Genomic DNA, 21,732 nt, shown 5'->3' on the forward strand with positions numbered 1-21,732 from the left:
TCGAAACTCTCGTTTCGCTTAGATCCGATCCGAGCCCGAACCAAAGAGCAGCGCCGAAATGACCAAGATCACGTTTATCGAATTTGATGGCACGCCGCATCCGGTCGAAGCTGAAAATGGCGCGATCCTCATGCGCGTTGGCCAGCACAATGAGATCCCCACCATTCGCGGGGAATGCGGCGGAACCTGCAGTTGCGGCTCATGCCATGTTTACGTCGATGAGGCATGGTTTGAACGGCTGAAGCCTCCGCACGAACTGGAGCAGATGATGATCGACAGTTTGGCCATGACGAAACAGGACAATAGCCGCCTGACCTGCATGATTCTCGTGACGCCCGAAATCGACGGACTCATTCTTCACCTGCCCAATCCGAATTTATGATTTGGCGTCAAAGACCACAGCGGCGAAAACTGACGCTTGGAGCATTTTTGAGCGAAGTGGATGCTGGTTCGCGTTAGGAAAATGCGACGGAAACTGAAAACGCTCTAGCAAACCCATCGATGGCCTTCTCCAACCCGTTCCAGCCGCCTTGAATCGGGTATAGAGTGTTAGAATAAGGTTCGGCGCACAGGTTTTTCGATGTCCCCCTTCATCCCGGCCGATCCGGCCGAGGTCGCGGCCGCCGTGACCCTCGCGGCGGCGTCGAAAACGCCGCTCCTGGTCACCGGCCTCGGCTCGAAGGCGGCGCTTGGCAGGCCGGCCAAGGCACTCCGGCGGCTCGACCTCTCGGCCTTGTCCGGCGTCTCCTTCTACGAGCCCGAAGAGCTTGTGTTCACCGCGCTGGCCGCCACCCCGATCGAGATGATCGACGCGCTTCTGGCCGAAAACAACCAAGAACTCGCCTTCGAGCCCATGTCTTTCGCCGCGCTTTACGGGACCGGGGCGGGAACCATCGGCGGCTGTCTCATGACCAATCTTTCCGGTCCGCGCCGGATCAAGGCGGGATCCGCGCGGGATCATATCCTTGGTCTTAAAGCTGTCTCCGGCCGCGGCGAGGCCTTCAAGGCCGGCGGCAAGGTCGTCAAGAACGTCACCGGCTATGATCTGTCCCGCGGTCTCGCCGGCTCCTTCGGGACCCTCGCAATCGCCACCGAACTCACGTTCAAGGTCTCGCCCCGCGCGGAAACCGTCACGACTTTGGTTTTGCCCGGCCTGGAGCCCGCCGCCGGAGTGGGCGCCCTTTGCGCCGCCATGGGGGCTCCGGTCGACGTTTCCGGCGCGGCGCATCTACCCCCTTTCGCCGCCAGCTGCCAGGGGTTCGCGACCTCGATCACCGCTTTGCGCCTCGAGGGCATCGCGCCTTCCATCGAGGAGCGGTTCGAGCGGCTGGCTTTGCGCCTCAAACCCTTCGGCGGGGCGGAGCGGCTGGGGCCGGAGGCGTCCCAGCGTTTGTGGCGGGCGATCCGCGACGTCGCGCCGCTGGCCGAGCCGCATGATGCAATCATCTGGAAAATCTCGGTAGCCCCGACCGCCGGACCGGTCGTCGCCGCCGCCATCGGCAAGAGTCATCCGGGGCAATTTATGTTCGATTGGTCGGGCGGACTTGTCTGGCTGGCGCTCGATCCGCAGGCCAGCCCCGACGCCGGCGCGGCCACTATTCGGCGCGCGATTTTAGAAAATGGCGGCGGCCATGCGACTTTGATGCGCGCTCAAACCGAGGTTCGATCGCGCGTCCCGGTGTTCGAGCCGCAGGAAAAAGCGCTCGCCGCTTTGTCCCGCCGTCTCAAGGCGCAGTTCGATCCGCTCGCGATTTTGGAGCCCGGACGGCTCGCCGCCGACCTCTGACACCCGACCTCTTACATTAAGCTCTGACATGCAGACGCATTTCACTTTGGCGCAGCTCCGAAATCCCGCCACCGCCGAGGCGGAGAAGATTTTGCGCGCCTGCGTCCATTGCGGCTTTTGCACCGCGACCTGCCCGACCTTCGTGCTGCTCGGGGATGAGCTGGACAGCCCGCGCGGGCGCATCTACCTCATCAAGGAAATGCTGGAAAGCGACCGGCTCGCGGACGGCGAGACAGTCAAACATATCGACCGCTGCCTCTCCTGCCTTTCCTGCATGACGACCTGTCCTTCCGGGGTGCATTATATGCATCTCGTCGACGAGGCGCGGGTCCGGATCGAGAAAACCTATCGCCGGCCGTTCGAGGATCGGCTGATCCGCGGCTTGCTCGCCTTGGTTCTCCCCTATCCCGGGCGATTTCGTCTGGCGCTGCGCGGGGCTCGGCTCGCCGCGCCTCTGGCGCCGCTTTTCGCCCGCCTCGGCGAGCCAGGCCGGCGCCTCGCAGCGATGCTCCGCCTCGCGCCCAAGGCGGCGCTTCCCCGCACGACCTTTCCGCGCGGCGGGGCGCCGGCCGAAGCAAAGCCGGCGAGGGCTCGGGTCGCGCTGCTCGCCGGCTGCGCGCAAAAGGTCCTGGCGCCGCAAATCAATGACGCCGCGATCCGGCTGTTGACCCGCTTTGGCGTCGAAACGATGCTCTTGAAGGACGAAGCCTGTTGCGGCGCTCTGGTCCACCATTTGGGCGAGGAAGATCAGGCGCTGGCCCAGGCGCGGCATAATGTCGATATCTGGACCGAGGCCTTCGACCGGTTCGGCCTGGAGGCGATCCTCGTCGCGGCATCGGGCTGCGGGACGATGATCAAGGATTATGGCTTCCTCTTGCGGAACGATCCGGCCTATGCCGCCAAGGCTGCGCGGGTTTCCGCGCTCGCCAAGGATGTCGCCGAATTTGTCGAAACGCTGAACCTGCCGGAGCCGGAAAACCCGACAGACCTCGCCATCGCCTATCATTCCGCCTGCTCGATGCAGCATGGCCAGAAGATCGACGCCCTGCCGAAACAACTTCTGGCCAAGGCCGGATTCGGGGTGCGCGACATCCCCGAAGGGCATTTGTGTTGCGGCTCCGCCGGAACCTATAATATTCTGCAGTCGGAGCTGGCTCTGGCGCTCCGCGACCGCAAGATCTCCAATATAGTCATGACCTCGCCAGACGCCATCGCGACCGGCAATATCGGCTGCATCGCCCAGATCGCGAGCGGGACGAGGATCCCAGTGCTGCACACAATCGAACTCCTCGACTACGCCTATGGCGGACCCAAGCCGGCGGGACTTCAGTCCGTCCAACGCAAAGCGGCACTATGACCAAATCGGAAGGCATCGAACCATCGCCCCTCGCGCCGGCGAGCGGACAGGGCGTCCCCCTGCGCGAGGCCATAGCCGTCTGGGCGCGCATCGCGCTCTCGAGCTTTGGCGGCCCGGCGGGCCAGATCGCCATGATGCATCGCGTCCTTGTCGAGGAGAAGCGCTGGGTTGGCGAGACCCGTTTCCTGCAGGCGCTGAACTATTGCATGCTGCTGCCTGGTCCCGAAGCGCAGCAGCTCGCCACCTATCTCGGCTGGCTGCTGCACAAGACGCGGGGCGGGCTTATTGCTGGGATCTTGTTCATTCTTCCCGGCGCAGCCGCGATCATGGCGCTGAGCCTGATCTATGCGTCGTTCGGCCATGTCGGCGCGGTGCAGGGGCTGTTTTTCGGACTAAAGGCCGCGGTTCTTGCGATTGTCCTCCAGGCGGTGCTGCGCCTTGGCCAACGGACACTGAAAAATACACCGACCCGCGCCATCGCGGCGGCGGCGTTTGTCGCCATTTTCTTTCTCGACCTGCCGTTTCCGCTGATCGTCCTCGGCGCCGGCCTCATCGGCTTTCTGGGCGCCCGCCGGAACGTCGCCGCTTTTCGGGCGGGCCAGGCGCAAACCGAAGCGCCATCGGCGCTGGGCGAGGCGACGCCGGACCACGCCAAACCGTCCCTCACATCGTCCCTCAAGACCGCAAGCCTTTGCCTGATTCTATGGCTAGCGCCGGTCGCCCTCTTGGTCGCGTTGCGCGGACGGGGCGACATCTACAGCCAGATCGGCGTTTTTTTCTCCAAAATGGCGGTCGTCGGATTTGGCGGCGCCTATGCCGTCCTCGCCTATGTCGCGCAGGCGGCGGTCGAGACCTATGGCTGGCTCCGGCCGGGCGAAATGCTCGACGGGCTCGGCATGGCCGAGACGACCCCGGGACCTCTCATCATGGTGGTCCAGTTCGTCGGCTTCATGGGCGGATACCGTCATCCGGGCGCCTTGCCGCCGCTACTGGCCGGCGCCTTCGCCGGAGCGCTGACCACCTGGGTGACCTTCGCGCCGTGCTTTCTATGGATCTTCGTCGGCGGGCCCTTCATCGAAAAGCTGCGCGCGAACAAGGCTCTGGGCGGCGCCCTCATCGCGATCACCGCGGCCGTGGTCGGGGTCATCCTCAATCTGGCGATCTGGTTCGCGCTCCATACTTTATTTGGTGAGATCGATCGGCTCGATGTCGCGGGACTGCGGCTTCAGCTCCCGGTCCTGCAAACGCTGAACCTGGCCTCCCTGGCGCTGACCGCCAGCGCAATGCTGGCGGTCTTTAAGTTCAAGCTCGACATGCTTCCAACGCTTGGCCTCTGCGCGCTGGGCGGGCTGTTGCTGCATCTGGCGGGCGCGGCGTGACGCTCACGCAAGCTCGGATCTTGCGGCCTCATAAGCGGCCCAGACCGGATTTGCCCCGAGGCCGGCCACGAACGCTTGGTGCGCGGCCAACTCCTCGGCGGTGAGCGCGGCGGGACAAGGCTGCGGCCTTTCCGTCAACAAGAGCCCCGCCTCTGTCCCAGCCGCTCTGACTCCAGCGCCGAACACCAGCGCCGCCTGCCGCCCGCCGGTCAGCTCCGCATAGACTTCGGCAAGGATTTCAGCATCGAGCAGCGCGCCATGCTTCGTCCGCCGCGAGACGTCGATGCCATAGCGGGCGCAGAGCGCGTCAAGGCTATTGGCCGCCCCTGGATATTTGCGGCGGGCTAGCGCCAGCGTATCGATGACGCGATCAGACCCGATCGGCGCGACCTTGAGGAGGCCAAGCTCGGCATTGATGAAACGCATATCGAATTCGGCATTGTGAGCGACGATCTTGCCATCCGCAATAAACGCAAGGAACTCCGCGCTGACCGCCGAAAACAAGGGCTTTCCGGCAAGAAACTCCGATGAGAGCCCATGCACGCGAAAGGCCTCATCGGGCATGTCGCGCTGGGGATCGAGATAGACATGGAAATTCTGGCCCGTCGGAATCGCGTTCAAAAGCTCGACGCAGCCGATCTCGACGATCCGATGCCCGTGGGCCGGGTCCAGTCCGGTCGTTTCCGTATCGAGGACAATCTCCCGCAATGAAATTCTCTCCTTCTTCATCAGCGCCAAGCGCAGCCGGCGGCGCCCGCGAGCGCCCGCAACACCGCGCGCACCTCGCGCTCGGCGGCGGGGAAGCCGCGGCTGGAATCGATGATGAAATGCGACCGCAGGCGTTTCTCGGCATCCGGCATCTGCCGGCCCAATATGACGGCGAGCCGCTCCGGCGTCATGCCCTTTCGCTCTGCGACGCGGGCCTTTTGCACTGTTTCCGGCGCCGAGACGAGAACCACCGCGTCGACCTTCCGGTCGCCTCCGGTCTCGAATAGCAAAGGCACGTCGAGAACGATGAGTTTTTCCCCGGCCTGCGCCGCTTGCGCGACAAAGGCCTCCGTCTTTGCGGCGACCAGCGGATGGACGATCGCCTCAAGCTGCTTGAAGGCGGCGGGATCCCCGATCACGCGGGCACCAAGGAGACCGCGATCGACAATGCCGGACGGCGCCGTCCCCGGAAAAGCCGCTTCGATCGCCGGCGCCGCCTCGCCGCTATAGAGCGCATGAACCGCCGCATCGGAATCATGGACCATGATCCCCTCCGCGCGAAACATCGCGGCGGTGGTCGATTTCCCCATCCCGATCGACCCGGTGAGACCCAAAACGAACATCACATGCTCTTCAACACATCGGCCTCGACGAGCGCCCGCAATTCTGCGCTGACGCAAGGCTCCTCGCCAAACCAGCGCGCGAAGCCGGGCGCCGCCTGATGCAGCAACATGCCAATGCCGGAGACCGCCCGCAGACCGCGCGCCTTCGCCTGCCGGAGCAGCCCGGTTTCAAGCGGAACATAGACAATGTCGCTGACGACGGCGCGCGCCGGCAAGAGCGAAAGGTCGATCTCGAGCGGCGGCTGCCCGCTCATCCCAAGCGAAGTCGTATTGACCAGAAGATCGGCCTCTCGAAGCGCGCAGGGCAGATCGGCCCAATCCGCCGCCGCGACGGGCGCGCCGGCCTGAGCCGCGAGTTCGAGAGCCCGCGCCTTGGTCCGGTTCACAACCAGAATTCGCGCCGCGCCGCGCAGCAGGAGGCCGTGGACGATGGCCCGCGCCGCACCGCCCGCGCCAAGGACCACAGCTTGGGCAATTTGACTGTCCCAGCCGGGCGCATCCTGATCCAAAGCGCCGAGAAAGCCTTCGACATCGGTATTGTCGCCGCAGAGCCTTTCTCCCTCCAGCCACAATGTATTGACCGCTTGGAGCCTGGCCGCCGTCTGCGTCGCGACATGGCAGAGGTCGAAAGCCATTTGCTTATGCGGCAAGGTGACATTCGCCCCGACGAACCCATTGCGGGCCAGCGCGCCGACAAAATCCGCAAAGCGATCTGGCGGAATCGCGGCGCGCTCGTAAGAACCAGCGATCTTTAGGCGATCCAGCCAGAACCCATGAATCAGCGGCGAGCGCGAATGGGACGCCGGCCAGCCGATGATGCAAGCCTTGGGTTTCGTCTGGGTTTCAGCACTCATCCGAACAGGCTGCCTTCCGCGCGCAGATAGGCGAGGAGGGGCAGCAATGGCAACCCCAGGACCGTTGCGTGATCGCCCTCGATTTTTTCAAAGAGATGAATTCCGAGCCCCTCCAGCTGATAGGCGCCGACGCTCGCCAGGACCGAGTCGCCGGCCAAACCAACGTAGGTCTCGATGAATTCTCGGGAAAGGCGGCGCATCGTCAGCCGCGCCGCGGGGGCCGCCTCGAACAGGATCCTATTGCCGCGAACGACGCAGATCGCCGAATAAAGCTCATGCGTCCGGCCGGATAAAGCTTCGAGCTGCGCGGCGGCGCCAGCCCGATCCCTTGGTTTGGCGAAAACGCGGTCCTCAAGGCCAAGCGTCTGGTCCGCGCCAAGAACCAGACGACCGGGATTTGGCGCGCCAACCGCCAAAGCCTTGGCGCGGGCGAGACGACGAGCGATCTCCTCCGCGCCGGCGCCTTCGGCCAGCAACGGCGCTTCGACGCCCCGCTCATCGATCGCCGAGTCCCGAATCTCAAACGGAATGCCGGCGGCGGCGAGGAGGCCGCGCCGCGTTTGGCTTTTGGAAGCTAGAAGAAGGGGAGCCGCGCCGCGCCAGAGTTCGCTCATCACGAGGAGATGAACTTCAGCCGGTGGATTTTGTAAAGATCGATGATCGCCGCCGCGGTCTCCTCGATCGAGCGGCGCGTGACATCAATCGTCGGCCAGCCATGCTTGGCGAAAAGCTTGCGCGATTGCGCGACTTCATCGGCGACTAAAAACCGATCGACATAGGGCGAGTCCTGACTGACCTTCAAGGACAGCAACCGGTTGGTGCGGACCTGGACGATGCATTCTGGCGAAGCCAGCAGTCCGACGATGAGCGGATTGCGCAGGGTTTCAACAGATTTCGGCAAAGGCACATTCGGGACGAGGGGAATATTCGCGGTCTTGATGCCCCGATTGGCGAGGTAGATGCTGGTCGGCGTCTTCGATGTCCGGCTGACGCCGATCAGCAGAACATCGGCGGATTCATAATTTTCCGATTGCTGTCCGTCGTCATGCATCAAGGTGAAGTTCAAAGCGTCGATGCGCCTGAAATAATCGGCGTTCAGCGAATGCTGCGCGCCCGCGCGCGGCGTCGCGGCGGTGCCGAGATAGGATTGGAAAAGGTTCAGGATCGGCTGCAGCACCGAAAGGCAAGGCGCGCCAATCTCCCGGCACGCCTCTTCGAGGCGACGGGCCAGCTCCAAATCGACAAGGGTAAAGAGCACCATGCCTGGAGCGGCGGCGATCTCGGCGATCGCTTTATCGAGCAGCGCTTGCGTGCGCACCAGGGGATAGACATGCTCGAGCGAGGACACCCCCTGATATTGCGCCGCGACCGCGCGGCTAACGGTGATCAAGGTCTCCCCCGTCGCGTCAGAAATCAGATGCAAATGGCAATAATGACGTCCCAACAAGGGCCTCGCCGGGCTTTCGCTGACTCGCGCATTGCTGAGGATAACAGTGGATAAGGATCCCGTCTCGCCGCGGGCCGCCGGAATTCTGCATTTTCCCAGCACGGCCCATGCGAAACCGTCCACAGGCGCGCATGATGAGAATTGGCTTAGACAGGACTCTGTGGATGCTGGCAATTTGTGCTCAATTAGTCGGAAAAATTTTCGAAAATAATGCTATCCAATTGAAAATTATAAATAATTATTTCGTTTTTCCGCCATTAGAGCCAGCCTGTGAATCACGTGGATAAGCATAAGCGTTACAATCAACTTGTGGAAACGCGGGTACGAGTCTAATCCACCGCCTAATCTGAAGAAAAATAAGTCCTAGAATAGATTCATAAATTATTAGGGAATTTTCGCATTGGAAGGCCGAGCCCATCTCCAAGCCGATTTGCGGGCTAAGCCCTTCCTTCGCGTCTTGGAGGGAGAAACCCAAAATCCGCCTCCCATCTGGTTGATGCGGCAAGCGGGACGCTATCTGCCCGAATATCGCGAGATCCGCGCCAAGGTCCCTTCCTTTCTCGAATTCTGCTATGCGCCGGCGCTTGCGGCGGAAGCGACCCTGCAGCCAATTCGCCGTTTTGGCTTCGACGCCGCTATCCTGTTCAGTGACATCCTGGTGGTGCCCGATGCGCTCGGCCAGAAAGTCAGTTTTGAAACCAATGCAGGGCCCAGACTCGAGCCGATTCTGTCCGATCAGGATTTCGCCAAGCTGAACGATGCCCTCGATCTGGCGCGCCTTAGCCCGGTCTTCGAGACCATCGAGCGCGTCAAGGCCAGCCTGCCAGCCGAAACGGCGCTGATCGGCTTTTGCGGCGCGCCCTGGACCGTCGCCAGCTATATGATCGCCGGACGCGGCACGCCGGACCAGGCTCCGGCGCGGCTCTTTGCCTATCGTCAGCCGGACCTGTTCCAGCGCGTCATCGATAGGCTCGTCGCCGCCTCGATCGACTATCTTGCGCGCCAAATCGACGCGGGCGTCGAAGCCGTGCAGATTTTCGATAGCTGGGCCGGAGTCCTCCCAGCCGCCGAGTTCGAACGATGGTGCCTTGCACCTGTCCAGGCGATCGTCGCCGGGCTAAGGCTGAAGCATGAAAATGCTCGGGTGATCGGCTTTCCCAAGGGCATAGGTCCCCGCCTTGAAGGATATGCAAGCCGAACCGGGGTCAACGCCCTTGGGCTCGACAGTTCGATCGATCCAGTCTGGGCCGCGCGGAGCTTTGGTAAAACGCTTGTTTTACAGGGGAATCTCGATCCCTTAGCTCTGGTCGCCGGGGGAGCCGCCCTGGATGAAGCCGTTAAAAGCATTCTTAGGGCTTTTAGGGATCGGCCGCATATTTTCAATCTTGGCCATGGCATCTTGCCAGAGACGCCAATCCGCAATGTCGAGCGTCTGCTCGATCTTGTCCGACGGGGATCTTAACGAATGACCGAGGCCTATCTCTGGATCAAGGCTCTCCATATCGTGGCGATCATCTCCTGGATGGCTGGGATGCTCTATCTGCCGCGGCTTTTCGTCTATCACGCGCAGGCGCCGAAAGGCTCGGAGCAGGCGCAGACCTTCGCAACGATGGAGCGGCGGCTGATGCGCTTCATCATGGCGCCCGCCCTGATCGTGACCTGGATCAGCGGCTTTTCTCTCGCCTATCAATCCGGTTACTTCCATGCTGGCTGGTTGCATGGCAAACTTGCGCTGGTCGTGGCTTTAACCGCGCTGCATGGATATTTCGGCTGGATCCGGAAGGATTTCACCGCAGACGCAAATCGGCATGACCCTCGTTTTTATCGGATTATCAATGAAGTTCCGACGATTTTGATGGTGGGGATCGTCATTTTGGTTGTGATCAAACCTTTTTGAACGGCGCAACGAAACCCTTTTAGATTACTTTTGCTTGTCAATGCATCCAAATCGCTCTATTGATAGGTTCCCACCTCGTAGGTTTCTCGCTATGGTTCGGCGCGTCCGGTGCGCCTAGTCGAGACCTTCACACCCGCTTTGCGGGATCCGCATACCTGTCCTTCAGGACCTGGTTGCGTCATAGCTCTCCTATCCTTGCGCGATGAGACCCGCCACCCTTCCTAGGACTTAATCCCGATGCGGGAAATTAAACTTAAGGACTTGAAGCTCAAGTCGCCGACTGAATTGCTCGCCTTCGCGGAGGAACATGAAGTCGAGAATGCGTCGATCATGCGCAAGCAAGAGCTCATGTTCGCCATTCTCAAGCAATTGGCCAGCCGCGAAGTCGAAATCGTCGGCGAGGGCGTTATTGAGGTCTTGCAGGATGGCTTCGGCTTCCTGCGCTCTCCCGACGCCAATTATCTTGCCGGGCCGGACGATATTTATGTCTCGCCCTCGCAGATCCGACGCTTTGGCTTGCGCACGGGCGACACGGTCGAAGGATTGATTCGCAGTCCAAAGGAGGGCGAGCGTTACTTCGCGCTTCTCAAGGTCAATACGATCAATTTCGAAGACCCGGAAAAGATTCGCCACAAGGTTCATTTCGACAATCTGACGCCGCTTTATCCGAACGAACGGTTGAAGCTGGAGGTCGACGATCCAACCAAGAAGGATCTTTCCGCCCGCGTCATCGATATCGTGGCGCCGATCGGCAAGGGTCAGCGCGCGCTGATCGTCGCGCCGCCACGCACCGGCAAGACGGTGCTGCTGCAGAATATCGCGCAATCGGTCACCGCCAATCATCCGGAATGTTATCTGATCGTGCTTTTGATCGATGAGCGGCCGGAGGAAGTCACCGACATGCAGCGATCGGTGCAAGGCGAAGTCGTGTCTTCGACCTTTGACGAACCCGCCGTGCGTCATGTTCAAGTCGCCGAGATGGTCATCGAGAAGGCTAAGCGCCTCGTCGAACATGGCCTTGACGTCGTGATCCTTCTCGACTCGATCACCCGGCTGGGGCGCGCCTATAATACGGTCGTGCCCTCCTCCGGCAAGGTCTTGACCGGCGGCGTCGACGCCAATGCGCTGCAAAGGCCGAAGCGATTTTTCGGCGCGGCGCGGAATATCGAGAATGGCGGTTCGCTGACCATCATCGCCACCGCGCTGATCGACACCGGCTCGCGCATGGACGAAGTGATTTTCGAGGAATTCAAAGGCACCGGCAATTCGGAAATCATTCTCGACCGCAAGGTCGCGGATAAGCGAACCTTCCCGGCCATCGACATCACGCGGTCCGGAACCCGCAAGGAGGAATTGCTAGTCCCGCCCGACATCTTGAAGAAGATGTATGTGCTGCGCCGCATCCTCAATCCGATGGGCACCATCGACGGGATCGAATTCCTGCTTGGCAAATTGCGTGAGACGCCAAAGGGCAACGCCATGTTCTTCGAGGCGATGAACACATAAGCCTCTACAAGGCTTTTATTGCTTGGCTGGGGAGGTTGAGAGGCGGCGCGCGACTTGACCTTGCCTGCTTGTTGCGGCACCAAAGCCGCCGTGACGGTCTCTTGCCGAAGCGAAAGACGGTCCTATCTCGCGGCGGACGGCCCAAGATCTATGGCCAAGATTTTAGGATCTTAAGACGTGTGGCCCAGAGCGCGTCCCGATCGGATGGACTTGAACCAGCGTCATCGCGTCTGCGTTCCAAGCTTCAATTCCCTAGAGCATTTTCGAGCGAAGTGGATGCCGGTTCGCGTTAAGAAAATGCAACAAAACAAAGACCTAGAGCTGCTTTCTGATTCCGCCGAAACTGAATGCGCTCTAATGCGGGAAAACCTCGTTGATAAGTGATCTCGTCGCGCTGGCCGTCGATCCTGCGGCTTGGCTCGCCTTCGCCACCCTTGTCGTGATGGAGATCGTGCTCGGGGTCGACAACCTCGTTTTTGTCGCGATTCTCTCCAATAAACTGCCGTATCCGCAAAATGCGCTGGCGCGCCGGATCGGCATTGGCCTTTCCCTTATTTTCCGCATTCTGCTCCTCGCGGCCGCTGGGTTTATCGTCAAGCTCACCCAGCCTGTGTTTGCTGTGCTTGAGTATCATTTTTCCTGGCGCGACCTGATTCTGATCGCCGGCGGGGTCTTTCTCGTTTGGAAGGCGACGACCGAGATCCATGAAAGTATGGATATCTCGGACAAGACGTCGGAGCACTTTAAGAAACCTTCGGGTTTTCGCTCCGTTGTCGCCCAGATCGTGCTCCTCGACATTGTGTTCTCCATCGATTCGATCATCACCGCCGTCGGCATGACCGAGCATGTCCCGATCATGATCGTCTCGGTGATCGTCGCCGTCGTCGCAATGTTGCTCGCGGCTGATTCGCTCGCGAAATTCATTCATAAAAACCCGACGATTGTAATGCTGGCGCTGGGCTTTCTGCTGCTGATCGGCACGACGCTTATCGCGGATGGATTTGGCTTCCATTTCCCCAAGGGCTACATTTACGTGGCGATGGCGTTCTCCGGCGCGGTCGAAGGCTTGAACATGTTGGCGCGAAGCCGGCGGCAAGCAGCGGCCGCTTTGGTTCATCCGCCGGCGTCTGCGCTGCAGCCTCCGCCGGCTCCGCCCCAGCTGGCAGAATCGGCGACGCCGCCCAAGAAGCGGAGCGCGCGCAAACGTGGGCATAAAGGGCGACGACGCTAAGGTCTTCAGGCAAATCGCCGATGTTCTGGCGCCCGTCGCGCTCGATTTGGCGTTTTCCTATCTTGTTCCGCCTGGAATGGAGCTCGCGCCCGGCGATTTCGTCGAGGCGCCGCTTGGCGCGCGCATGACCGTCGGCGTCGTCTGGGAGGTGCGGCCGTCGCCGCCTGGGCCGTCAAATCTCAAGAGCATTGAAGCTAGGCTCGATTTAACGCCGATCGACGCCCGTTTACGGAAATTCATTGATTGGGTGGCGCGTTGGACCATGAGCCCGCGCGGCATGGTCTTGCGCATGGCCGCGCGGGCGCCGGGGTTGGCGGGTCCGGAGCCCATGCGCATCGGGGTTCGCCTCAAAGGGCCGCCGCCGCGGCGCATGACGGCGGCGCGCGCGCGGGTCCTCGCCGCCGCCGAGGGCGGGCTTGTGTTTTTGAAATCGGCGCTGGCGGAGGCCGCCGCCTGTTCTTCCGGGGTCATCGACGCCCTGATCGATGACGGCGCGCTCGAGACGATCGCGCTTCCCCCCGACCCCGTCGCGCTCGCCTGCGATCCGAATTTTGCTCGGCCGCGCCTTGAAGCCGGCCAGGCAAAGGCCGCGACCCAGCTGATCGATCGGGTCGGGGCCAATGAGTTCTCCGTGACCTTGCTTGAGGGGGTGACGGGCTCGGGCAAGACCGAAGTCTATTTCGAGGCGATCGCCGCCGCCTTGGAGACAGGACGCCAAGCCCTGGTGCTAATGCCGGAAATCGCGTTGACGACGCAATTTCTAGATCGGTTCGCCGCGCGCTTTGGCGCCCGTCCGGCGGAATGGCATTCGGGCGTCAGCGCCCGCAAACGCGCCCGCGTCTGGAGTGCGGTCGCCTCCGGTGAGATCAAGGTCGTCGTCGGTGCGAGATCCGCCCTGTTTCTGCCTTTCAAGAATCTTGCCGCTCTCATTGTCGATGAGGAGCACGACGGCGCCTATAAGCAGGAGGATGGCGTTAACTATCACGCCCGCGACATGGCCGTGGTGCGCGGCCAGATCGAGAAGGCCTCGGTCATCCTCGCCTCGGCGACGCCCTCGATCGAGACCCGCGTCAACGCCGAGCAGGGCCGCTACCGCCATGTTAGATTGGAGGGACGGTTCCGGGGTCGGGCAATGCCGAACATCGCCGCGGTCGATCTCCGCTTGGCCGGGCCTCAGCGCGGCAAGTGGATAGCGCCACGGCTTGTCGAGGCGCTGACGGGCTCGCTCGGCCGGGGCGAACAAGCGCTGCTGTTTCTCAACCGGCGCGGCTATGCGCCGCTGACTTTGTGCCGGAGCTGCGGCCACCGTTTCCAATGTCCAAATTGCACCGCATGGCTGGTCGAACATCGGTTTCGCAAAGCCCTTGTCTGCCACCATTGCGGCCATATCGAACGCCGGCCGAATCTATGCCCCAATTGTGAGGCGGTCGATTCGCTGATGGCCTGCGGCCCCGGCATCGAAAGACTGGCGGAAGAAGCGGCGGAGCTCTTTCCAGAAGCCCGCATTCTGGTTCTCTCCTCGGATTTTCCTGGTGGGACGGAGCGGTTGCGCAAGGAGTTCGAGGCTATCTCAGCGGGCTCCTGCGATATTGTCATTGGCACCCAGCTTGTGGCGAAAGGGCATAATTTTCCTCTGCTCTCGCTGGTCGGCGTGATCGACGCCGACATCGGCCTGACCTCGGGCGATCCGCGCGCCGCCGAGCGGACCTTTCAATTGCTGCAACAGGTCACCGGCCGCGCCGGACGTTTCGAGACGAGCGGACAGGCGTTCGTGCAAACCTGGCAGCCGGAGCATCCGGTCATGCGGGCGTTGCTTTCGGGCGATTCGGAGCGTTTCTACAGGGAGGAAACCGAACAGCGCCGCCGCGCCGGACTGCCGCCTTTCGGCCGCCTCGCGGCGCTGATCGTCTCTGGCAAGGATGCGGCCTCAGCGGAGGCTCACGCGCGGTCCCTGGCGCGCGCCGCCTACGCCCTTGGGCCCTCGCCGGCCTGGATCTTGGCCCCAGCCGGCGGCCTCCCGAACGAGAATGAAATGACGCTGCTCGGGCCAGCGGAGGCGCCGATTGCGGTCATCCGGGGACGCCACCGGTTTCGGCTGCTGGTCAAGGCGCCGCGATCGGCCGATCTGCAAGGGTTCTTGCATGCGCTGCTCGCCGCCGGGCCGCCGGAGCGCGGCGGAGTCCGGGTCGCGGTGGACATCGATCCGCAAAGCTTTTTGTGAGCGGCGGAGAATGAAGTTGCTCATAAGCCTTGCAATCGCGAAACGAGCGAAAGCTCTTTAGAGATTGTCGAATCTGCTTGCCCCTTCCGGCGGGGGCGGCATAAGCGCGCTGGTCGACTCGCCGGCGTCGACGGCTACCTTGATGGCGTCAAAGGTGAACGATGCCGCAAAAGTTGATCCAAAGTTGAGAAGGGCGGCCGGGCTTTTGTTTTTTGTGTTTAGCCTTACTGCGATCACTTTCCTTCCAGTGACCGAGGCGGTCTGAACTTCCCAATTGATCCAGTCATTATTGCCAGTGTCTTTGCCGATAATGCAAAGGAGATGTGTGCCTGACTTGATTTTCTCGGTCAACTCGCTCTTGACTTGCTTGGCCTCTGCGCTGTGAAACGCGACTTTTGGTATATCATCCTCGAAAACAAAATCGAATTCCTGGTTCTTATCCCAATCAAGCAGCATGTTCATGGAATCCATGTCGCTCTTCTTGAAGCTGACGAATATACGCGTCTTTGCCATTGAACGAAATTCCTCTTGGATTGGCTTATTGCGCCGCCTGAAACCTGATCGATCTGCTGCACCTATAAACGACAACGGGCGCGTTTGAAACCACCGGGGGCGCGATCCGGTGGAGGCTTGTCTTGAAAAGCGAGGCGAGATCTGGCTCCAACCGTACGACTGGTTTCCACTTTGCTCGAAAATGCTCGAGCTTGTCCGGGCGGGAGAGAGCACCTGGCTCCACTACGCGCGTCTCAATGAATCAGCAGCCTTATAGTCAATGGCGGCCGCAAACCTTGCACTATAAGTCAATCAATAACGCGCTCGCATCTTCCATTGATGCATAGCGTGAAATGGCTGGTCCGCCGCGATTGAGGTTATCCTACATAAAACGCGACTAACCCGGCGCAACGCGGTCATTTTATTTGGCCATTCTATCGCAGACTTGTGGCGTCTGCTTAATCGGTAAATAATCTATCCATCGCCGCGCAACAATCGACAAAGCGAGTCGAGCTGCTCGAGGCTTTTATAGCGCACCCGAACTTCCCCGCTCTCGCCCTTGTGATCTATGGTCACGGTCAGGCCCAGCGCCGTCATCAGGGCGCTTTCGAGAGCTTTTGTATCCGCGTCCTTCGTTTTGGCCGCGCGCTTCTGGCTTTCCTGCCCTTTCGGAGCCTCTTCTCTTTCAGCCTCCTCCTGAACGATCCTCTCGACATCTCTGACGCTCAGGCCCTGCGCGACGATTCGATCGGCGAGCGCGTCAGGGTCCTGGAGGGAGAGAAGCGCCCGCGCATGACCAGCGGATATCTGACCCTCGGCTAGCAGCCGCTTCGTCCGTTCGGGAAGTTTCAGCAGCCGCAACGTATTGGCGACATGACTGCGGCTCTTGCCGATCGCTTTGGCGAGATCGGTTTGGGAATAGGAAAATTCCGCGCTCAAGCGGTCATAGCCTGCGGCTTCCTCCAGGGCGTTGAGATCGCTGCGCTGCACATTTTCGATGATCGCGAGTTCCAGCGCCTGCCGATCGTCCGCCTCGATGGCGATGATCGGAACTTCGTGCAATCCAGCGCGCTGCGCCGCGCGCCAGCGCCGCTCGCCGGCGATGATCTCATAGGCGTCGGCGAGGCCCGGCGCCGCGCGTGCGAGGATCGGCTGAAGAATGCCCTTTTCCTTGATTGAGGCGGCAAGATCCTCAAGCCCGGCATCGTCGAAGCTCTTGCGCGGATTATGCGGATTGGGCCGGAGGAACTCGATTGGGATTTTCTTCTGGCCGCGCAGCCGCACCGAGCCGGCGGAAGGCTCTTCGCTATCGCCGATCAAGGCGGCGAGGCCGCGCCCCAGCCGCGGCCGCGATTCATCCGGGATTTTGGAAGCTTTCATAATTCGTTTCGCTCAAGATCGGCGTCGGCCGCTCGATAGCGCCGCTCGCGTTGAATGACCTCTGACGCCAGCTTCAGATAGGCCTGACTGCCGCTGCATTTCAGATCATAGAGAAGAACCGGCTTGCCATGCGAGGGCGCCTCGGACACGCGAACATTACGCGGGATGACGGTGTCGTAGACCTTATCGCCCATGAAGCTCCGGACATCGGCCACCACCTGGGCGGCGAGACTGTTGCGCGTGTCGAACATGGTGAGAACAATGCCATGGATCGTCAAGCTGGCGTTCAAGGTTTTCTTAACTTGATCCACAGTGCTGAGAAGCTGGGACAATCCTTCGAGCGCGAAGAATTCGCATTGCAGCGGCACGAGAACGGCGTGCGAGGCAGCCATCGCGTTCATCGTCAGAAGATTGAGGGAGGGCGGGCAATCGATAAGAACATACGAAAAACGCTCGGCCTCGGGATTGCTTTGCTGGACCTGTTCCAGCGCCTGCAATGCGCCTTTGAGGCAATAGGCGCGATCTTTCCGTCCGGCGATTTCGAGCTCGACGCCAAGGAGATCGAGCGTCGAAGGCGCCAGGGTGAGGCGCGGCACGGCGGTTGTTTGCAGGATGGCCTGCAAGGTTTCCTCGCCGATCAAGACATCATAAGTCGACAGGCGGCGGTTGCGGCGATCGATCCCGAGCCCGGTCGAGGCATTGCCTTGAGGATCGAGATCGACGATCAAGACTCTTTCGCCAATGGCGGCGAGCGCGGTGCCGAGGTTGATCGCGGTCGTGGTCTTGCCGACTCCTCCCTTTTGATTGGCGATCACGAGAACGCGCATCGGGGTGGAGGATTGCGCCACGTTCAACTCCTCGAAGAGAGGTTGCTCCAGGCGGGCCTGGGGGATCTACCTAGTTTCATGAAGGCGTCGACACTGGATCTTCGCGTCGTCTGACAAGGACGAGGCGAGCCGACGGAGATGTCTGGCTCGCGATGGTCGTGAGAAGATATTTACGTGCCGCGCTCTCGTCGGTCAATTCCGCTTCGGCCTGTTGTCCCTTGGAAAAGACGCCGATCGCTCCTTTTTCAATGAATTTCCCGGCATAGCCGAGGAGGATCGGCAGGGGCGCGAGAGCGCGGGCGCTGACGGCGTCGATCGGTTCGTGGAAATCTGGCGTGATTTTTTCGATCCTGCCGCAATGGATCACGGCCTGCGCCCCTGTTTCACGTGAAACTTCGCGGAGAAAGGCGCATTTGCGCTGATCCGAATCGATCAGATGGATTCGCGCATCGGGCTCATCGGCGTATCGGATCGCGGTCACGAGGCCGGGAAACCCCCCGCCGGAGCCGAGATCCAGCCAGCGGCGGGCCAAAGGCGCCGCATTGGAGACCTGGAGCGAATCGGCAAAATGCCGGGTCCAGAGATCGTCAAGGCTGCTGTTGCCCACGAGATTGATGATGGGCTGCCATTTCTTGAGAATCTCGGCATAAATCGACAGGCGCCGCAGACATTCAGGCGATAGATCCGCAAGGATCGGGTGCTCTCGGCCTTTCAAGATTTCATGCCCGCCCGGCGCAGTTTAGAAGCCAGAAGAGTCATGGCGGCGGGCGTCATCCCCTCGATGCGGCCAGCCTGCCCCATTGTGCGCGGCTGAATCAGTTGGAGCCGGTCCCGGATCTCATTGGAGAGACCTTGCAAAGCCGCATAATCGAGATTTTCGGGAATGGCGAGCGCCTCATCGCGCCGGAAAGCTTCGATATCTCGCCTCTGGCGTTCAAGATAAACCGCATATTTCGCGTCAATCTCGATCTGCTTGGCGTGCTTTTCACCGATTGAGCCAAGCTCCGGCCAAATGTCGCGCAGTCTGGCGATTGATGCGTCCGGCAAGGAGAGGATGTCAAACGCTGTTCGACGCTGCCCATCGTGATTGAGTTTCAGGCCATGCCGCGCCGCCTCGTTCGGGCTGAAACTGAGGCTTTCCAGGAGCGCGCGCGCTTTGGCGAGCGCCGCCGCCCTTTGAGCGAAAGCTTGGCGCCGCTCCGCGCCGATGCAGCCGATCTCAATGCCCCGCCCGGTCAAGCGCTGATCGGCATTATCGGCGCGGAGCGAAAGCCTATATTCCGCGCGCGAGGTGAACATGCGATAGGGCTCGGTCACCCCGCGATTGACGAGATCATCGATCATCACTCCTAGATAGGCCTCCGAGCGGTCGAATCCGATGGCCTTTCCGCCGCTCACCGAGCGGGCCGCGTTCAACCCAGCGACAAGACCCTGGGCCGCTGCCTCCTCATAGCCGGTGGTCCCATTGATCTGCCCGGCGAGAAAAAGGCCCGCCAGCTTTTTGGACTCCAGGCTGGGCTTCAATCCGCGCGGATCGAGGAAATCATATTCGATCGCATAGCCCGGCTGCAGCACTGCGACCTTGGCAAGTCCGGGAATGGTGCGCAGAAAGCGCGCCTGCGTCTCCTCCGGGAGAGCGGTGGAAATGCCGTTTGGATAGATCGTCTTGACGTCGAGCCCTTCGGGCTCGAGAAAGATCTGATGCGTCTCGCGGTCTTTGAAGCGAACGATCTTGTCTTCGATCGAGGGGCAATAGCGCGGCCCCCGCCCTGAAATGGCGCCCGAATAGACCGGGGATGCGGCCAGATTGTCCAATATGATCGCGTGGCCCTCGGCGGTCGTTTGGGTGATGAAGCAGTCAACCTGAGGATTGGCGATTGTTGCGGTCAGAAAAGAAAAGGGTTCCGGCTCGACGTCGCCGCTCTGGCGTTCGAGAGCCGCCCAATCGATGGTGTCGCCATGGAGGCGCGGTGGGGTGCCGGTCTTCAAGCGGCCAGTCGCGAAACCAAGTTGGCGCAGCCGGTCGGCGAGACGAATGGAGGGCTTCTCGCCCATTCGGCCGGCAGGAAATGTCCTTCCGCCGATATGGATCAGCCCGCCAAGAAATGTTCCGGTGGTCAGGACGAGCGCGCCGCATGCGATCTCCTCCCCCTCGGCGGTGAGGATCCCCGTGATTCGACCCGCGCGAAGCATGAAGTCGGCGGCCTCGCCTTCGATGACGCTCAGATTGTCCGTCGCCTCGATTGCGCTCTGCATGGCGCGGGCATAGAGGCGGCGGTCGGTCTGCGCCCTCGGCCCGCGCACGGCGGGGCCCTTGGCGCGATTGAGGACGCGAAATTGTATCCCCGCGGCGTCGGCGACGCGTCCCATCAGGCCGTCGAGAGCGTCGATTTCGCGGACGAGATGGCCCTTGCCGAGGCCGCCAATCGCCGGATTGCAGGACATAGTCCCTATGGTGGCGAAAGAATGGGTGAGAAGCGCTGTCTTCGCGCCCATGCGGGCCGCCGCGGCCGCGGCTTCGCATCCCGCGTGCCCGCCGCCGACCACGACCACATCGAACCCGCCCGCCATTTGACTCGACCTCCGACTGACTTGACCTGTTTCACGTGAAACAGGAGGTTCCGGCCTGCTTGCGCGCTGAATTTATTTGCCGATGCAAAACCGAGAAAAAATCTCGTCCAAGATGTCTTCGACATCGACCAAGCCGGTTATTCTTTGCAGCGAAAAGAGCGCGCTGCGCAAGTCTTCCGCAAGCAGTTCGACCGGCGCGTCGAGATTTGTCAATATGCGCGCCAAATCCTCGGCCGCGTCCTCGAACACTTTGCGGTGACGCTCCTGCGTGATCAGGCCGGCATAGCCATTTCCGGTCAGGGATTGCGCCAACTCCGTCAAATCCCGCGTCAAGACGTCAAGATTTTCGCCAGTCTCAGCGCTGATGCACAGTCCATCCGCTGCAGCGGGGTATTGATCCGCGAGGTCGGATTTTGTAAAAATACGCCGGACGACTTTTCCCGCCACTTCTCCCGCTGGTTCGACCGGCCGGCGCGCCTCGCTCAGCCAAAGGACCAGATCGGCGGCGTTGGCCTTTTCCAGCGCGCGGGCGACGCCAATTTGCTCAAGCGCATCCGCGCTTTCGCGCAACCCGGCCGTATCAATCAAGGTAACCGGGCAGCCGCCGAGGTCGAGATGGACTTCAAGACTATCGCGGGTTGTCCCCGCAAGCGGTGAAACAATCGCGACATCGCGGCGGGCGAGCGCATTCAAAAGCGTCGACTTTCCTGCATTGGGCGGCCCCGCGATCACGATCGTCAGCCCTTCGCGTATCCTTTCGCCTGCCCGGCCGGCGGCCAATTCCGCCTTGAGCCCAGCGAGCACCGGCGCCAGAAGCGCGCCAATGCGCCGGCTGGTCGCGGCTGGCACATCGCCCTCGTCGGAAAAATCGATTTCGGCCTCGATCAAGGCGGCCGCCTCGATGAGCGCGCCACGCCAGAGCGCGGTCTGTCGGCCGAGGCTCCCCTGCATCTGCCGGAGCGCTTGGCGGCGCTGCCACTCGGTTTCCGCGTCGATCAGATCCGCCAGTCCTTCGACTTCCGCCAAGTCCATCTTGCCATGCAGCAGCGCCCGCCGGGTGAATTCGCCGGGCTCGGCGGGACGCGCGCTCGGCAAGCCGCCAATGGCCCCGATCATGGCGGCGACGACCGCGCGCCCGCCGTGGACGTGGAACTCGGCGCAATCCTCGCCGGTGAAGCTGCGCGGCGCCGGAAAAAACAGCGCCAAACCTCGATCAATCGCCTGGCCGGACACTGGGTCGACAAAAGTTGCGAGTTGCGCCATGCGCGGTTCAGGAAGACTCCCGATAAGGCTCGTGACAATGAAAGGGGTTCCCGGCCCCGATAGGCGCAGGACAGCGATCGCGGCACGGCTCATGCCAGAGGCAATGGCGAAGATCGTCTCGTTTCCTCTCCGGCCGCGTTCCATTCGTCGATCGCCTCCCACGGTCCATTGCCTTCCACGGTCTTGGCGC

20 protein-coding genes are annotated in these 21,732 nt (G+C 61.5%); 9 read left to right on the forward strand and 11 right to left on the reverse strand.

Annotated elements, in window-relative coordinates:
• The first annotated feature begins 58 nt into the window (after nucleotides 1–58).
• From DL86_RS09710 to chrA, 4 genes are all read left to right on the forward strand, one after another.
• Complete coding sequence (locus tag DL86_RS09710; RefSeq protein ID WP_036260741.1) at nucleotides 59–382, forward strand: 2Fe-2S iron-sulfur cluster-binding protein; 324 nt, start codon at nucleotides 59–61, stop codon at nucleotides 380–382.
• Between the two features lie 198 nt (nucleotides 383–580).
• On the forward strand, nucleotides 581–1,786 hold the full coding sequence (locus DL86_RS09715) for an FAD-binding protein (protein WP_036260742.1): 1,206 nt from the start codon (nucleotides 581–583) through the stop codon (nucleotides 1,784–1,786).
• A gap of 28 nt (nucleotides 1,787–1,814) precedes the next feature.
• A complete protein-coding gene (glcF, locus tag DL86_RS09720; protein ID WP_036260743.1) occupies nucleotides 1,815–3,143 on the forward strand; it encodes a glycolate oxidase subunit GlcF in 1,329 nt (442 codons plus the stop codon).
• Complete coding sequence (gene chrA / locus DL86_RS09725; RefSeq protein ID WP_051953117.1) at nucleotides 3,140–4,522, forward strand: chromate efflux transporter; 1,383 nt, start codon at nucleotides 3,140–3,142, stop codon at nucleotides 4,520–4,522. The genes glcF and chrA overlap by 4 nt, the downstream gene beginning before the upstream one ends.
• Before the next feature lie 3 nt (nucleotides 4,523–4,525).
• Here the strand turns inward: chrA and dnaQ are convergent, their stop codons facing one another.
• From dnaQ to DL86_RS09750, 5 genes are read right to left on the reverse strand one after another with little or no spacing between them, the layout of a single operon-like run.
• Nucleotides 4,526–5,230 carry a DNA polymerase III subunit epsilon gene (gene dnaQ, locus DL86_RS09730; protein WP_036260886.1) on the reverse strand — a complete coding sequence of 235 codons (705 nt, stop codon included), beginning with the start codon at nucleotides 5,228–5,230 and terminating at the stop codon, nucleotides 4,526–4,528.
• A 20-nt stretch (nucleotides 5,231–5,250) separates the two neighbouring features.
• Nucleotides 5,251–5,853, reverse strand: a complete 603-nt coding sequence (gene coaE / locus DL86_RS09735) for a dephospho-CoA kinase (RefSeq protein WP_036260744.1) — start codon at nucleotides 5,851–5,853, stop codon at nucleotides 5,251–5,253.
• On the reverse strand, nucleotides 5,853–6,707 hold the full coding sequence (locus DL86_RS09740; RefSeq protein ID WP_036260745.1) for a shikimate dehydrogenase: 855 nt from the start codon (nucleotides 6,705–6,707) through the stop codon (nucleotides 5,853–5,855). Before DL86_RS09740 ends, coaE begins: the two co-directional genes overlap by 1 nt.
• Entirely contained in the window at nucleotides 6,704–7,321 is a 618-nt protein-coding gene (locus DL86_RS09745; RefSeq protein ID WP_036260746.1) for a Maf family protein, read from the reverse strand. Before DL86_RS09745 ends, DL86_RS09740 begins: the two co-directional genes overlap by 4 nt.
• Nucleotides 7,321–8,151 (reverse strand): pyruvate, water dikinase regulatory protein, encoded by an 831-nt coding sequence (locus DL86_RS09750; RefSeq protein ID WP_036260888.1) that lies wholly within the window; start codon nucleotides 8,149–8,151, stop codon nucleotides 7,321–7,323. Before DL86_RS09750 ends, DL86_RS09745 begins: the two co-directional genes overlap by 1 nt.
• Nucleotides 8,152–8,554: 403 nt before the next feature.
• Between DL86_RS09750 and hemE the strand changes: the two genes are divergently transcribed.
• From hemE to DL86_RS09775, 5 genes are all read left to right on the forward strand, one after another.
• Nucleotides 8,555–9,616, forward strand: a complete 1,062-nt coding sequence (gene hemE, locus DL86_RS09755) for a uroporphyrinogen decarboxylase (RefSeq protein ID WP_245276323.1) — start codon at nucleotides 8,555–8,557, stop codon at nucleotides 9,614–9,616.
• A 3-nt stretch (nucleotides 9,617–9,619) separates the two neighbouring features.
• Nucleotides 9,620–10,051, forward strand: a complete 432-nt coding sequence (gene hemJ, locus DL86_RS09760) for a protoporphyrinogen oxidase HemJ (RefSeq protein WP_036260747.1) — start codon at nucleotides 9,620–9,622, stop codon at nucleotides 10,049–10,051.
• Between the two features lie 237 nt (nucleotides 10,052–10,288).
• Nucleotides 10,289–11,557, forward strand: a complete 1,269-nt coding sequence (gene rho / locus DL86_RS09765) for a transcription termination factor Rho (protein WP_036260748.1) — start codon at nucleotides 10,289–10,291, stop codon at nucleotides 11,555–11,557.
• 376 nt (nucleotides 11,558–11,933) lie between these two features.
• A complete protein-coding gene (locus tag DL86_RS09770; protein ID WP_156964573.1) occupies nucleotides 11,934–12,788 on the forward strand; it encodes a TerC family protein in 855 nt (284 codons plus the stop codon).
• On the forward strand, nucleotides 12,763–15,009 hold the full coding sequence (locus DL86_RS09775) for a primosomal protein N' (protein WP_245276324.1): 2,247 nt from the start codon (nucleotides 12,763–12,765) through the stop codon (nucleotides 15,007–15,009). The genes DL86_RS09770 and DL86_RS09775 overlap by 26 nt, the downstream gene beginning before the upstream one ends.
• Nucleotides 15,010–15,066: 57 nt before the next feature.
• Here the strand turns inward: DL86_RS09775 and DL86_RS09780 are convergent, their stop codons facing one another.
• The 6 genes from DL86_RS09780 to mnmE all read right to left on the reverse strand — a co-directional run bounded on the left by DL86_RS09780 (nucleotide 15,067) and on the right by mnmE (nucleotide 21,686).
• Complete coding sequence (locus tag DL86_RS09780; RefSeq protein ID WP_245276325.1) at nucleotides 15,067–15,597, reverse strand: TIR domain-containing protein; 531 nt, start codon at nucleotides 15,595–15,597, stop codon at nucleotides 15,067–15,069.
• 378 nt (nucleotides 15,598–15,975) lie between these two features.
• Nucleotides 15,976–16,881 (reverse strand): ParB/RepB/Spo0J family partition protein, encoded by a 906-nt coding sequence (locus DL86_RS09785; protein WP_036260749.1) that lies wholly within the window; start codon nucleotides 16,879–16,881, stop codon nucleotides 15,976–15,978.
• Nucleotides 16,878–17,708: a ParA family protein gene (locus DL86_RS09790; protein WP_036260750.1), complete on the reverse strand. Its 831-nt coding sequence runs from the start codon at nucleotides 17,706–17,708 to the stop codon at nucleotides 16,878–16,880. Before DL86_RS09790 ends, DL86_RS09785 begins: the two co-directional genes overlap by 4 nt.
• 76 nt (nucleotides 17,709–17,784) lie before the next feature.
• Entirely contained in the window at nucleotides 17,785–18,423 is a 639-nt protein-coding gene (rsmG, locus tag DL86_RS09795) for a 16S rRNA (guanine(527)-N(7))-methyltransferase RsmG (RefSeq protein WP_245276326.1), read from the reverse strand.
• Nucleotides 18,420–20,279, reverse strand: coding sequence for a tRNA uridine-5-carboxymethylaminomethyl(34) synthesis enzyme MnmG (gene mnmG, locus DL86_RS09800; protein ID WP_036260751.1), 1,860 nt, complete (start codon nucleotides 20,277–20,279; stop codon nucleotides 18,420–18,422). The genes rsmG and mnmG overlap by 4 nt, the downstream gene beginning before the upstream one ends.
• 72 nt (nucleotides 20,280–20,351) lie before the next feature.
• Entirely contained in the window at nucleotides 20,352–21,686 is a 1,335-nt protein-coding gene (gene mnmE, locus DL86_RS09805) for a tRNA uridine-5-carboxymethylaminomethyl(34) synthesis GTPase MnmE (protein WP_036260752.1), read from the reverse strand.
• Between the last annotated feature and the right edge of the window lie 46 nt (nucleotides 21,687–21,732).

The organism is Methylocapsa aurea, assembly GCF_000746085.1.
Taxonomy (GTDB): domain Bacteria; phylum Pseudomonadota; class Alphaproteobacteria; order Rhizobiales; family Beijerinckiaceae; genus Methylocapsa; species Methylocapsa aurea.

Excerpts from the sequence above, each read along its gene's own strand:
- DL86_RS09710 (WP_036260741.1), top strand. The coding sequence starts at position 59 with ATGACCAAGATCACGTTTATCGAATTTGATGGCACGCCGCATCCGGTC.
- DL86_RS09715 (WP_036260742.1), top strand. The coding sequence starts at position 581 with ATGTCCCCCTTCATCCCGGCCGATCCGGCCGAGGTCGCGGCCGCCGTG.
- glcF (WP_036260743.1), top strand. The coding sequence starts at position 1,815 with ATGCAGACGCATTTCACTTTGGCGCAGCTCCGAAATCCCGCCACCGCC.
- chrA (WP_051953117.1), top strand. The coding sequence starts at position 3,140 with ATGACCAAATCGGAAGGCATCGAACCATCGCCCCTCGCGCCGGCGAGC.
- coaE (WP_036260744.1), bottom strand. The coding sequence starts at position 5,853 with ATGTTCGTTTTGGGTCTCACCGGGTCGATCGGGATGGGGAAATCGACC.
- DL86_RS09740 (WP_036260745.1), bottom strand. The coding sequence starts at position 6,707 with ATGAGTGCTGAAACCCAGACGAAACCCAAGGCTTGCATCATCGGCTGG.
- DL86_RS09745 (WP_036260746.1), bottom strand. The coding sequence starts at position 7,321 with ATGAGCGAACTCTGGCGCGGCGCGGCTCCCCTTCTTCTAGCTTCCAAA.
- hemJ (WP_036260747.1), top strand. The coding sequence starts at position 9,620 with ATGACCGAGGCCTATCTCTGGATCAAGGCTCTCCATATCGTGGCGATC.
- rho (WP_036260748.1), top strand. The coding sequence starts at position 10,289 with ATGCGGGAAATTAAACTTAAGGACTTGAAGCTCAAGTCGCCGACTGAA.
- DL86_RS09785 (WP_036260749.1), bottom strand. The coding sequence starts at position 16,881 with ATGAAAGCTTCCAAAATCCCGGATGAATCGCGGCCGCGGCTGGGGCGC.
- DL86_RS09790 (WP_036260750.1), bottom strand. The coding sequence starts at position 17,708 with ATGCGCGTTCTCGTGATCGCCAATCAAAAGGGAGGAGTCGGCAAGACC.
- mnmG (WP_036260751.1), bottom strand. The coding sequence starts at position 20,279 with ATGGCGGGCGGGTTCGATGTGGTCGTGGTCGGCGGCGGGCACGCGGGA.
- mnmE (WP_036260752.1), bottom strand. The coding sequence starts at position 21,686 with ATGGAACGCGGCCGGAGAGGAAACGAGACGATCTTCGCCATTGCCTCT.